Here is an 11,468-nt window from a genome sequence, read left to right as displayed (position 1 = left end):
AAACATACAGTTTCTGTAGACCAACCAAAAGTTTTTTATAATGAAATTGTAAATTTTATTTATGGTACTAAATAACTATCTAAATACATGCATGACCCTTTTTTGACAGAATCCCGGCCGGAGGTCAAATACTTTTTATCGCCAGCTTTTATGCGATAGAAAGTTCTTTCAGATATTTTATGTTTTTCTATGATTTTTTTATTTGTTAACTTTTTATTTTTTGATTGTTTTTTAATATCATCAATCACAGCAAAAACTAGTTCTTCCGATATCTCAGAAGGTCGCCCTATTTTTCTTTTGTGTATTTCTTTGAAATCAAATTTTAACTGGATCATAATTCGTTCCATGAAGAACTTTTTTATTTAATTACACAAGTTGCTGAAATTACATAATTTACATAACTTATTTAAATTGTGATTTTTCCTGTTGCATACTGATGTATAAGAGCCTTAATAACAGATTGATACTTAAGTCCTTTTTCAGATGCTCTAGCCTTAACACTTTCCAGATCAGAATTTGTTATTTTAAGACTTATCTGTCTTTGCTTTGCACTTTCTGCTATCTCTTTTTTAAATTCCATAAGCTCAGATGTCGATATTGGCTCAAAACTATCCCTATTTGCTTCAAACTCTTTTTCTAATCTTTCAATTTCATCTAAAGTAAAATCTTTTCTCATTTTTCGTTCCTCCAAAGCTTAGTTGCTTTTCTACTTTTATAAGCTGTCACAAAATAAATAATTTTAGGGTTTTCTTGCAATACTATACTCGGAACTTCCCAAACATAATCATCTATAACGACAAGCATTATTATCTGATGCTTATATTCATCTCTAGCTTGCTTAACAACCTTTATCAAACCATCATTCTCAATTGCTTCTTGAATAGCATCAAAAGAAATCCCTCTTTCGTTAATAAGTTTAAGGTTTTTCTCTAAATTCCACCTAAAGATCATTATTTAAAATCACATATATATAATATATATATTATATATGTTTAAAAAAATAAATCAATTATATTTAAATAATTTATGTAAGTTAAATAATTTAAATAAGTTATTGAAATAATAGTGCCAACATGAGATAATTATTACATAACTTAAATAACTTGCGTAATATATGTAATTTATTTAACTGATGTAATTTAAATAAAGGAGATGATGATGATACTTTTGGTTGGTGGTCAAAAAGGTGGAGCTGGCAAAACAACAATAGCAACCAATATTGCTTGCTATCTAAAACATTTAGGCAAAGATGTTATATTGGTAGATTCCGACAAACAAAACTCTACGACGTCATGGGTCCAATATAGATTAGAAAGTGATGAAGAGCTTTTAAACATCCCTTCGGTTAAAGTAGCTGATAATATATCTCAAGCGATAAAAGACCTCAAAAAAAAGTACGATTACATAATAATTGATTGTGCTGGTAGAGATTCAAAAGAACAGCGTACTGGTATGCTAGTAGCCGACTGCTTACTAATTCCAGTTAGACCTTCTCAATACGATTTAGATACTCTTGAAAATCAAGCAGAGATTGTAGAAACTGCTAAAACAATAAATGAGAACTTAAAAACATTTGTTATGTTCTCAATGTGTCCTACTCATCACTTAATTGATGAGAGAATACAAGCAGAAAGATATTTAAAAGAGTTCCCTGAATTTCATTTATTAGAATCCTACACCAGCGATCGTAAAGTCTATAGAGATACTGCATATTTAGGCAAAGGCGTTGTCGAGGTAAACAACGATAAAGCAGCTAAAGAAATTAAAAAAGTTGTAGAAGAGATTTATACATTTAAATAAGTTAAATAAAATACATAATTTATTTAATGTATTTAAGTTATTTAAATTAAATAATTTATTTAAAGGAACAAATATGAAATTAAAAAACAGACAAAATAGAAAACCAAGTGTAGAAGAATTTATTAACTCAGCAGACAGCGATCATGTTACTGGTAACGATACACCAGTCAAAGAGGAAAAAAAGAAATATAAGCGTGTTACATTTTCGTTAGATGAAGAAACAAAGCAGCTTATAGAAACTCTATCCATAAAAAGCACAACAAGCAAAACATCTAATTCTGATATTGTTAAAATAGCAACTCGTTATTTAAGCAGCTTAGATAATGATGCGTTTGAAGCAATTGTTACTAGATTTAAATAACTTACTTAAATTATTTAAGTTATTTAAATTAAATAAGATTAAAAGGTATAAATATGAAAAACAATATAAGTTTTCAAGACAACTTGACAGAAGAACAAAAACAGGAATTAGCTCAATCATTTGAAGATAGTGTGCGGCTAGCACCAATGAGAATGAGTTTCTTAAGAACGCATGGTTTTTTAATAGATCTTAATAAACCACTACCTAACTTTGATGGCGAAATGAAAGTCCTAAATATAATTAAAAGTGATCGTAGACCTAAAAGGTGGTGGATACGAGCTAAATTAATAAAAAAGACCAACGAGTATGTAGCTCCAAAATCCATTGATATAAATCCAAAAAATAAAGGTAAAGTACTAGACACAGTAGATTTTGAAGTTTGGAATGATGACTTTGCTGAAAAGATAGAAAGTGGACAAATTAAGCAAGGTACAAAAATAAAGACAAATATAAAACTACATATATCAGTAAAAGATGCTTATATTGCAGATGAGCAAGTTGAACTGATTTAAAGTCGCAATAACTAATAAAAAATGACAAGGAAGCATTTATGTATGCTTGCAAGAGAAACTATAAGACTTACTAAAGAAATTATTGAGTTGAAATAAGATATATTAAAGCAACTTAAATTATAAAAATAGATATTTAAATAGGCTGAAGATTATGAATAGATTTGAAATAATAGAAAAAATTGGGTTTCAATTTCATATTGGAAATACAGAATCAGGAGAATTTAGTTATCCATCCGCACTTAAATCTATCGACAAAGACATTAAGAACTATCAAAAAGGGAGTACAAGTAAAAATCATCACTATTTAGATATACGGTTCGAGAATGAAAGGCTTGCGATATTAGTAGAAACTAAAAACAAGTTTAGTAAATGGGATAAATCTAAAATTCAAAAACAACTACAAGATTATGTTCGTTTTGAAAAAGCATATTCAGACAAGAGAATCGTAGCAATTCTTGCTGAAACAGAAGGCGATGAAGTTTGGGTTTGGTATGGTCAATCGGTAATTATAGATGATGCACATAAAATTATTGGAGAAACTAAAATAAAAACTTTTGAAGAGTATGAGGAAATATGCTTTGGTAAAGTTAATGACAAAATCAAAGTAATAGATTCTATAAAAACACTTAATGAAAAGCTACACTCAGACGGTATAAGCGAAAAGTTAAGAAGTCAATTTGTTGGAACTTGCCTTTTAGCTTTAAAAAATGGTTTGGTGTATGAAAATATAAGAGAAACAATAAATCCAAAAACAGGCAAACTTTTAAAGGAAGAAGCAGTAGTAATTAATAATATCAAAAATATTTTAGAGGGATTATTAACAAAAAGTGGAAGTATAAACAAAGCTAGTAAGTTAGCTATTCTTAATAATAAAGTTTTAGATGATCAGGATGTACAGAGCCTTACCTACAAAGAATTAACTGATATTTTAAAGTTTATAGACAGCAACATAGTGCCTTACATTAATGATAAAAATACAGCTGGACAGGATTTACTAAATCTATTTTTTACAACATTTAATAAGTACGTAGGGAAATCAGATAAGAATCAAGCTTTTACACCAGATCATATATGCAGCTTCATGAGTAAAGTTGTAGGTGTTAATAGACATTCGCGGGTGCTAGATCCTTGTTGTGGTAGTGGTGCTTTTCTTGTTAGAGCGATGACAGATGCAATGGATGATTGCGAAAGCGAAGATGAACGAGAAAAAGTAAAACATGAGCAAATATTTGGAATCGAATATGAAGCAGGAGCATTTGGATTATCATCTACGAATATGTTAATTCACGGAGACGGAAACTCAAATGTAGTCCAAGACTCATTATTTAATAGAGGTCAGTGGATTGAAGATGGTAATATTAATGTAGTTCTTATGAATCCGCCATATAACGCTACAAAGAAATTTTGCAATGAAGAGTACACGAAAAGTTGGAGTGCTAATAAAAAAGAAGATCCATCAAAAGGCTTTCACTTTGTTGAATGGGTAGCAAGACACGTTTCACCTTTAGCGAAAATCGCTGTTCTACTTCCAATGCAAGCAGCAATTGGAACAAGCAATGATGTCAAAGAATTTAAGAAAAAAATGCTTGATAATTATACTTTAGAAGCAGTCTTTTCTTTGCCAATCGAAATATTTTATCCAGGTGCTGCAGCAGTAGCAGTCTGTATGGTTTTCGACCTGTCTCAAAAACACGAAAAAGCTAATAAAGAAACCTTCTTCGGATATTATCGTGATGATAAGTTCACTAAGAGAAAAGGACTAGGAAGAGTAGAAATGTCTGATAAAAAAGGTAATAGTTTATGGACTAAGACAGAAGAATTATGGCTTAATTTATATAAAAATAGAAAGGAAGTTGCTGGTCTGTCTGTGATGAAAAAAGTTAGTTGGAAGGACGAGTGGTTAGCCGAAGCGTATATGGAAACTGATTATAGCAATTTAAAATCTAGTGATTTTGAAAAAACTATAAGGAATTACTACTCATACATTATAAAAGATGGTGGAGAAAATGCTTAAAACAAATACTTGGGAAGATTTCCGTCTAAATGATATTTTCGATATTACTCCAGGAAAATATCATAGCAAAGAGGAATATCAAGATGGTTCAACACCTTATATTACAGCTTCTGCAAATAATAATGGAATTGCAAAAAGAATAAATTTGCAAGCAGATTTTAAAGGTAATGCAATAACAACAGGAAAAGTTGGATGTATAGCTTTTTATCAAATTGAGGATTTTTGTGCCTCAAGCGATGTAAATGTTTTTAGAGCAACAAAGTTTAATATGAATTCTGAAATTGGAATATTCATTACATCCATAATAAATTTTTCTGAAAATTATAGATGGACATATGGAAGGCAGTGCCGAGTTGGTGATAGTAAAAAAATAATTGTAAAACTTCCAGTTTTATTAGATGAAAATCAAAATCCTATAATTGACAAAAAGAAAATGTTTAATAAAAAAGGGTTTGTACCTAATTTCAAATTTATGGAAGATTTTATAAAAAATATTCAACAAAATAATAACAAAAACTCTATAGGAAACTCTTTAAATACGAAAAATGCAAATAATGAAGTAATTATTAAAGCTGATGATTGGAAAGAATTTTACCTTCATCGGCTGTTTAATATTGTAATGGGGAATGGAATAGACGCTAACAAAACGACAGATTTTGACCCAATAATTAACTATGTATCTCGTGATAGTAATGGTAATGGTGTTGTAAGCGTTGTGGATAGAATTGATGGAGAAAAACCATTTCCAGAGGGATCAATGTCAGTATCTTTAGGGGGAAGCTTTTTAGGCTCATGTTTTGTGCAGCGACAACCATTTTATACTGCTCAAAATGTTGCAGTTTTACAAGAAAAAGAACCTCTCTCATTACATTCTAAACTATTTATTTCTTCTCTAATTCGTAATGAATGCAAAATTAAATATTTGGCATTTGGACGAGAATTAAACTCTCATATTAGGAAAGACTTTACAGTCAAGCTACCAGTTAAGAAGCGTGGTAAAGATTTTGTGTTTGATAAAAATAAAGTATTTTCTAATGAAGGATATATCCCTGACTGGCAATTTATGGAAGATTATATTAAGTCTTTACCATATGGTGATAGGATATAACTGTTAGTTGTGAGGGATTGATAACAAATATGTAAAACCAAAAATGATTGAATGGTATGCTAAAAATGAGAAGTTTTTAGATATTGATGTGGTTAATATGAAAATCAAGGATCTTTAAGTAATGACAAAAAAATAAAATTTTTTGTCATGGACATTTTCAAATAATTTATATCAATTAATCGTTACCAAAAAGTATACTTTTGTATCCAATTATAAATATTATGTATAAAACATTATACAAATATAGGGTATAATATATTTATACTTAGTCTTTAAATATTAGTATAATGTTTAATATAAAACCAAATAAAAAAATTGCATTAATGCTAGCAAAACGTTCTTTAGCAGAACTAGTATATGATGCTGTTAATCTTGAGGGTATAAATTTCACTTTACCTGAAGTTCAAACACTGCTTGATGGAATCACTGTAGGGGGTCATAAGCTACATGATCAAGAGATAACTCTTAATCAGTCAAACACATGGAAAAAAATATTTGTAGATGTAGAAAATGATAAATTTCAACTTACTAAAGACTACATCATCTCTCTACATGACTTAGCAGGTAGAAATGAAGCCTTAGAGTGGGGCTGTTTTAGAAGTGGTGGTGTAACTATCGCAGGAACGGATTACTTACCACCCAAAGCTCGTGAGCTTGATGAATGTTTTAATTTAATGATAGATCAATCAAAAAAGATAAAAGATATCTATAATCAGTCTATATTCATCTTTTTAGAAATGGCTAGATACCAGTTCTTTTATGATGTTAATAAGAGAATGGGAAGGTTTGTAATGAATGGTAACTTATTACTACATGGATATCCTGTTATCAATGTTCCAGCTAAGAGACAGTTAGAGTTTAATCAAAAAATGTTAAATTTTTATGAGTCCCATAATCATGCTGAAATGACAGAGTTTATGCTTAGTTGTATAGATAAAAAAGTAATAGAAATAATGAGTGAATAAGTATGATTTCAATGCAACAAATTAAAGAAGAAGTGAAAAAACAAGGTATTACGCAAAAACAATTAGCCGAAGATCTTGGAGTTTCAACTACAGCTATTAATAAATGGTTTAAAGGAGAAGCCAGCCCAACCTTAGATAATTATGAGAGAGTCTTAAACATATTGAAAATAAGCTACAGTATGGATAGTTCACTTAATAGTGTTCAAAAGGTTATTTTGAATATAACTAATAAAGCAACTTCTCTTCAAAAAGAAGAGCAGTTTTCAAAAGAGAAAATAAAAGACATGATAAAGTTACTATGGTTGGATGACTTGCTAGATGTAATGGCAGATAACATAATAGAGGAATCTAAAAATGGCTAAAGTTGGATATGCAAGAGTATCTAGCATTGGACAAAAGTTAGATATTCAAATTGAGAAACTGAAAGCTTATGGTTGCACTAAAATCTATCAAGAAAAAATATCAGGAGTAGATCAAAATAGACCAGAGCTTATTAAATGCTTAGATTATGTCAGAGATAGTGATGATACTCTTGTAGTCACAAAACTTGATAGAATGGCTCGTAGTGCTCTTCATTTGGGTAAAATTGTAGAACATCTACAATCTAAAAAAGTTAATTTAGTAGTATTAGACCAAAACATAGACACAACGTCTATTTATGGAAAACTTACTTTTCAAATATTAGCTTCTGTAGCAGAATTTGAAAATGAAATTAGAAAAGAAAGACAAAAAGAGGGTATTCAAAGAGCTCAAAAAGACGGAAAGAAATTTGGCAGACCTAGAAAAGTTACTGCCGAAATTATTGAGAAAGTTTTAGAAGACTCAAAAACTAAAACTGTATCTCAAATACTCAAAGATAATAATATTTCTCAGAGAACTTATTACAAAATTAAGAATGGAAAATATAATGGATAGATTGTACTCTAAATCAGCATGGAAAGAGCTATTCAGAATGAAACCAATTGATGAGGACGTTTATACAACAACTAAAGTCAATTCATACAAGCAAGAGTATAAGCTTTATTCTAGTGATCAAGTAAAGCCAATGCGTAAGCATACAAAAAAACTGCGTAGTGAGGCTCAAATACAAGCTACAAATAGAATGCAAATTGCATTAGATAAAAATAAAGCTTTAAATGAAATAAAAAAATTAGATATATACAGGAGTAGAGTTAAAAAAATAGCTGCTAACTTGATAGAAGAAGATGTTATTGTCTTTGATACAGAGACAACTGGCTTATCAAGTCCACATATATTACAGATAACTGCTATCAGTTCAAAATCTAAAGAAGTTTTGATTGATACTAATGTTTTTACAAAAAAAGAGATAGAAGATGGTGCTTATGATGTTCATGGTATATCCAAAGAAGACATATATAACGCTCGCAAATTTATTGACGTTTATAGTGAGCTACTATCGAAATTAAATGGTAGAAAATTAACATCATACAATACTAGTTTTGACTTTTTAGCGTTAGAATGTTCATTAGAAGAGCATAACTATATTTTAGATACAAATATACTATCTCACCATTGCATTATGCAATTATCAGCTAGCTTTTATGCTCCAAGAAATAATTATAAAGGGCGGTTTGCTCTCTATAATGCAATGATTGCATCTAATCTAGCTTTTCAAGGAGAAGCACATACCTCCAAAGCTGATACTTTAGCTGCATTAGACTTATTGCATTATTACAGTAGTTATGATTTAGAAAAGGAATTAGAAAAATTAAATAACTTACATAAATAGTCTCCTTCATCATTTAAAGCAAGTGGATTCATAAAGAGATGGCTATAACAATATTTTCATTATTAATAGTTCTTGCTTACTGCTAATTTAAACCAATGCGTTATTTGTATATAATCATGAAAACCAGAAAAACAGAAAAACAGACAAGCATTTTTTAAAATGCTCATTGTTTGTTTATTTATATATTAAACAATTAAATATTAGGAAAACATTAAAGTATTGATATATAAGCTTTTCAAGAGATTAAAACATACAAAATGACTAGAAAAACATACAAAATGACTAGAAAAACATACAAAATGACTAGAAAAACATACAAAATGACTAACTAATCACCTAAAAACATACAAAAAAATATTTGTATGTTTTAGTGATTTTTGATAAGATTTATATTATTAGGATGAGTTAATGAATAACATAGTGGAAAAATCATTTTATATAACTTCTTTATTTGCCAGTATAAAATCTGAACATAACTGGACTTCAAATGAGGTTAAGACCGTATTACTAATGTTTTCTAAAATGGATAAATATAAATTATATATCCCAGATTTTAGTAATAATGAAGCTCTTTATGAAGCTATCAAAAAGATACCTAATGTTTATAAAATATCAAAAGATGAGTTTATAAAGGCTACTGGTATTAGAAAAGATAATGCCTCAAGAGAAATAAACAATGTCAGAAAAAAATTAGTATCTAAAGTAATTCACACACCTCATCCATTTGAAGATGATGCAGATTCTGGTGAAAGTATATCTTGGTTTAAAAAAATATCTTACTCATCTCAAAATGGAGAAGTAACATTAGAAGTTAATGAGTATGCATTAGAAAGATTAATAGCATTTGTTAAATATTCTAAAATTTCTTTTGAAAACATTGTTAGATTAAAAAGTAGTTACTCAATCTATACGTATTTATTTCTTAAAATAATAAAAGATATTTCATATAAAGAAAAATTAAGTAGAGAAGATATTAGTATAGAAGAGTTTAAAGAAAAACTATCCCTGAAAAATAAATATAAAGATATTAATCTTTTTAGATTAAGAGTGTTGGATGTAATTACAAAAGAAATAAATGATTATACAGATATGATTATTTCTTATGATTTAATTAAAGAAGGTAGGGCTTATAGTAAAATAAGATTTGATTTTGACTACAAAGATAAAGCACTAATAACTAATGAGACTGATAATGATGATAAGAGTAATAATCTGTTTGGTTTTGAAATCTCTGATAGCAATGAAGACTCATACTTTGAAGCGATTTTAACATCTTGGGGTATTAGAGCTAAAAAAGTGGTAGAAATTGAAGAGTCTTATTCTATTGATGCTATTAACGAGGCTATAGAGGTTACTAAACAAGCAATAGATAGTGATTCAATCAAGACTACTCCAGCAGCTTTTTTCATTGGAACATTAGAAAATAAAGAATTACAATCTCAAGTCGAATTTGAAAGAGAACAACTTCTAATAAGAGAACAACAAGAAAAAGAAAGAAAAGCAGCGTTACTTGCTGAATATGAAGCTATAGAAAAGTTTATTAATGATAACTCTGATGAGATATCAAATTATTTAAGTATTAGCAGTGGTGGCGGTTTATTTGAGCTTTCTAGAGATGTAAAAGAACAATTAGAGAATCTTTCTTGTGTTGATATAGAAAAGTTCAAAGACTTTAGATCTAAATTTGTTGTTCTAGAACAAGGATTTTGGGATATGAAGCAAAGAAAGGAAATTAGACCTAATATGTATCAATTTTTAAAATTTATTAGTTTTTATAATGCTATATAATAAATAATATAAATCTTTCTTGATGTAAAAAATGTCTAAAATAATTTTATTATCTCCAAAAGAGAAAGTTATCAATCATAAAGCAATGATTCATCGTTGTTATGACTCTTATACTTTTGTAAGATATTTTCTTGGTGATAATCATGAAATAGATGCTGAGTTTTTTAGACTTAAAAAAGAATGTGGCTTGGTATTCTTTTCTTTGTTTATCATAGATGAGACCAAAAAAATTAAGTATTATTTTTCTTCTGATGAAGTATGGAATAATTACTACATTAAAAATAATCTTATAAATCATGATCATTTATACAGACATGCTTTATCAATATGTAGAAATTCTAAAGATGTATCTACAACACTTGTTCATCATAATTCATGCCCCATATTAACACCAGAAAACAAAGATGTTGAATTTGAAAGAAAAGCGGTTGGTAAATATAGCAATGGCTATGGTTTCGTATACAAGAAAGGGAAATATATAGAAATATCTGGTTTTGGTGGAGCAATTGATGATAAAAAATTCTCTGCTAAACTTATGCCATATAGGAGTTCTATTCAGTAAGGTACGGGATTTCTGCGACCATAGCTGGAATCATTGCTATATCTAGCTTACAGAGGGGTGACCGATTTTTAAATCGTTAATTAGAGATTCCACAATCCCTTGTAAATCAAGGGTTTCAGCACTATTGGTAATTTCATAAATTTAATCTTAGTATTTAATGTTAATAATTTATTACCTCATCAATAATCTTTTTCTGAAACAAAGCCTCTGGACTATTTTTATCTGCAATATTGCAAAGCTCAAATGTCGCTTTCCACAGTACCCAGGCACGTGCTCTAAGCCATGTATCATTATCTAAGCGCATTTCAGCTGCAAAGATATATCGTGCTCTACTGCTTAAGTAAGTCCAAGCAATGACAAGATCACAAGCGGGATCGCCTATAGCAGTTCCACCAAAATCAATCACACCTGATAATTTATTATCTTTGATGAGTATATTGCCAACGGCATAATCACCATGGATCCAAACAGGTGCTTTATTCCATTTAGTAGCACATGCTCTTTCCCAAAGTTCTAGAGCGCTGTTGCCATCTATAATATCTGCTAATTTAGCAATTTGTTCGCGGGCTCCAGAATCATAAACACTAACATGATCACCTCGCCACCAA

The 11,468-nt window shown here is 29.3% G+C and carries 15 protein-coding genes; 11 read left to right on the top strand and 4 right to left on the bottom strand.

Annotated elements, in window-relative coordinates; all coding sequences use genetic code 11:
* Nucleotides 1-59: 59 nt before the first annotated feature.
* The 3 genes from F3D59_RS09520 to F3D59_RS09510 all read right to left on the bottom strand — a co-directional run bounded on the left by F3D59_RS09520 (nt 60) and on the right by F3D59_RS09510 (nt 951).
* Nucleotides 60-335 (bottom strand): hypothetical protein, encoded by a 276-nt coding sequence (locus tag F3D59_RS09520; RefSeq protein WP_150464711.1) that lies wholly within the window; start codon nt 333-335, stop codon nt 60-62.
* A gap of 71 nt (nt 336-406) precedes the next feature.
* Nucleotides 407-676: a CopG family antitoxin gene (locus F3D59_RS09515; RefSeq protein ID WP_150464710.1), complete on the bottom strand. Its 270-nt coding sequence runs from the start codon at nt 674-676 to the stop codon at nt 407-409.
* Nucleotides 673-951, bottom strand: coding sequence for a toxin (locus F3D59_RS09510; protein WP_150464709.1), 279 nt, complete (start codon nt 949-951; stop codon nt 673-675). Before F3D59_RS09510 ends, F3D59_RS09515 begins: the two co-directional genes overlap by 4 nt.
* Nucleotides 952-1,155: 204 nt before the next feature.
* On the opposite strand from F3D59_RS09510, the gene F3D59_RS09505 reads away from it, so the two are divergent.
* The 11 genes from F3D59_RS09505 to F3D59_RS09455 all read left to right on the top strand — a co-directional run bounded on the left by F3D59_RS09505 (nt 1,156) and on the right by F3D59_RS09455 (nt 10,860).
* Nucleotides 1,156-1,800: an AAA family ATPase gene (locus F3D59_RS09505; protein WP_191092474.1), complete on the top strand. Its 645-nt coding sequence runs from the start codon at nt 1,156-1,158 to the stop codon at nt 1,798-1,800.
* Between the two features lie 73 nt (nt 1,801-1,873).
* The gene (locus tag F3D59_RS09500; RefSeq protein ID WP_150464707.1) at nt 1,874-2,161 is read left to right on the top strand and encodes a hypothetical protein; all 288 of its coding nucleotides are present in this window, start codon (nt 1,874-1,876) and stop codon (nt 2,159-2,161) included.
* Between the two features lie 53 nt (nt 2,162-2,214).
* Nucleotides 2,215-2,673 (top strand): hypothetical protein, encoded by a 459-nt coding sequence (locus F3D59_RS09495; RefSeq protein ID WP_150464706.1) that lies wholly within the window; start codon nt 2,215-2,217, stop codon nt 2,671-2,673.
* A gap of 151 nt (nt 2,674-2,824) precedes the next feature.
* Nucleotides 2,825-4,687 (top strand): class I SAM-dependent DNA methyltransferase, encoded by a 1,863-nt coding sequence (locus F3D59_RS09490; protein WP_150464705.1) that lies wholly within the window; start codon nt 2,825-2,827, stop codon nt 4,685-4,687.
* The gene (locus F3D59_RS09485) at nt 4,680-5,795 is read left to right on the top strand and encodes a restriction endonuclease subunit S (RefSeq protein WP_224721189.1); all 1,116 of its coding nucleotides are present in this window, start codon (nt 4,680-4,682) and stop codon (nt 5,793-5,795) included. The genes F3D59_RS09490 and F3D59_RS09485 overlap by 8 nt, the downstream gene beginning before the upstream one ends.
* Before the next feature lie 287 nt (nt 5,796-6,082).
* On the top strand, nt 6,083-6,760 hold the full coding sequence (locus F3D59_RS09480) for a Fic family protein (RefSeq protein WP_150464703.1): 678 nt from the start codon (nt 6,083-6,085) through the stop codon (nt 6,758-6,760).
* 11 nt (nt 6,761-6,771) lie between these two features.
* Nucleotides 6,772-7,122 carry a helix-turn-helix domain-containing protein gene (locus F3D59_RS09475; protein ID WP_191092473.1) on the top strand — a complete coding sequence of 117 codons (351 nt, stop codon included), beginning with the start codon at nt 6,772-6,774 and terminating at the stop codon, nt 7,120-7,122.
* On the top strand, nt 7,115-7,675 hold the full coding sequence (locus tag F3D59_RS09470; protein WP_150464701.1) for a recombinase family protein: 561 nt from the start codon (nt 7,115-7,117) through the stop codon (nt 7,673-7,675). Before F3D59_RS09475 ends, F3D59_RS09470 begins: the two co-directional genes overlap by 8 nt.
* The gene (locus F3D59_RS09465) at nt 7,668-8,510 is read left to right on the top strand and encodes a 3'-5' exonuclease (RefSeq protein ID WP_191092472.1); all 843 of its coding nucleotides are present in this window, start codon (nt 7,668-7,670) and stop codon (nt 8,508-8,510) included. The genes F3D59_RS09470 and F3D59_RS09465 overlap by 8 nt, the downstream gene beginning before the upstream one ends.
* A gap of 408 nt (nt 8,511-8,918) precedes the next feature.
* Nucleotides 8,919-10,298, top strand: coding sequence for a replication initiation protein (locus F3D59_RS09460; protein WP_150464699.1), 1,380 nt, complete (start codon nt 8,919-8,921; stop codon nt 10,296-10,298).
* Nucleotides 10,299-10,329: 31 nt separating this feature from the next.
* Nucleotides 10,330-10,860, top strand: a complete 531-nt coding sequence (locus F3D59_RS09455) for a hypothetical protein (RefSeq protein WP_150464698.1) — start codon at nt 10,330-10,332, stop codon at nt 10,858-10,860.
* A 160-nt stretch (nt 10,861-11,020) separates the two neighbouring features.
* Here F3D59_RS09455 and F3D59_RS09450 read toward each other — a convergent pair.
* Nucleotides 11,021-11,468, bottom strand: a 448-nt coding sequence (locus F3D59_RS09450; RefSeq protein WP_150464697.1) for a phosphotransferase, incomplete at its 5' end; no start/stop codon positions are given.

The organism is Francisella sp. XLW-1, from assembly GCF_008711455.1.
Taxonomy (GTDB): domain Bacteria; phylum Pseudomonadota; class Gammaproteobacteria; order Francisellales; family Francisellaceae; genus Francisella; species Francisella salimarina.
The sequence above is the reverse complement of the archived record's forward strand: the minus strand, read 5'-3'. Positions and strand labels throughout refer to the sequence as shown.

Bases quoted from the DNA above. Each gene is read 5' to 3' on its own strand.
- F3D59_RS09505 (WP_191092474.1), top strand. From the start codon at position 1,156: ATGATGATACTTTTGGTTGGTGGTCAAAAAGGTGGAGCTGGCAAAACA.
- F3D59_RS09485 (WP_224721189.1), top strand. From the start codon at position 4,680: ATGCTTAAAACAAATACTTGGGAAGATTTCCGTCTAAATGATATTTTC.
- F3D59_RS09480 (WP_150464703.1), top strand. From the start codon at position 6,083: ATGTTTAATATAAAACCAAATAAAAAAATTGCATTAATGCTAGCAAAA.
- F3D59_RS09510 (WP_150464709.1), bottom strand. From the start codon at position 951: ATGATCTTTAGGTGGAATTTAGAGAAAAACCTTAAACTTATTAACGAA.
- F3D59_RS09475 (WP_191092473.1), top strand. From the start codon at position 6,772: ATGCAACAAATTAAAGAAGAAGTGAAAAAACAAGGTATTACGCAAAAA.
- F3D59_RS09465 (WP_191092472.1), top strand. From the start codon at position 7,668: ATGGATAGATTGTACTCTAAATCAGCATGGAAAGAGCTATTCAGAATG.
- F3D59_RS09455 (WP_150464698.1), top strand. From the start codon at position 10,330: ATGTCTAAAATAATTTTATTATCTCCAAAAGAGAAAGTTATCAATCAT.
- F3D59_RS09470 (WP_150464701.1), top strand. From the start codon at position 7,115: ATGGCTAAAGTTGGATATGCAAGAGTATCTAGCATTGGACAAAAGTTA.
- F3D59_RS09495 (WP_150464706.1), top strand. From the start codon at position 2,215: ATGAAAAACAATATAAGTTTTCAAGACAACTTGACAGAAGAACAAAAA.
- F3D59_RS09515 (WP_150464710.1), bottom strand. From the start codon at position 676: ATGAGAAAAGATTTTACTTTAGATGAAATTGAAAGATTAGAAAAAGAG.
- F3D59_RS09490 (WP_150464705.1), top strand. From the start codon at position 2,825: ATGAATAGATTTGAAATAATAGAAAAAATTGGGTTTCAATTTCATATT.
- F3D59_RS09500 (WP_150464707.1), top strand. From the start codon at position 1,874: ATGAAATTAAAAAACAGACAAAATAGAAAACCAAGTGTAGAAGAATTT.
- F3D59_RS09460 (WP_150464699.1), top strand. From the start codon at position 8,919: ATGAATAACATAGTGGAAAAATCATTTTATATAACTTCTTTATTTGCC.
- F3D59_RS09520 (WP_150464711.1), bottom strand. From the start codon at position 335: ATGATCCAGTTAAAATTTGATTTCAAAGAAATACACAAAAGAAAAATA.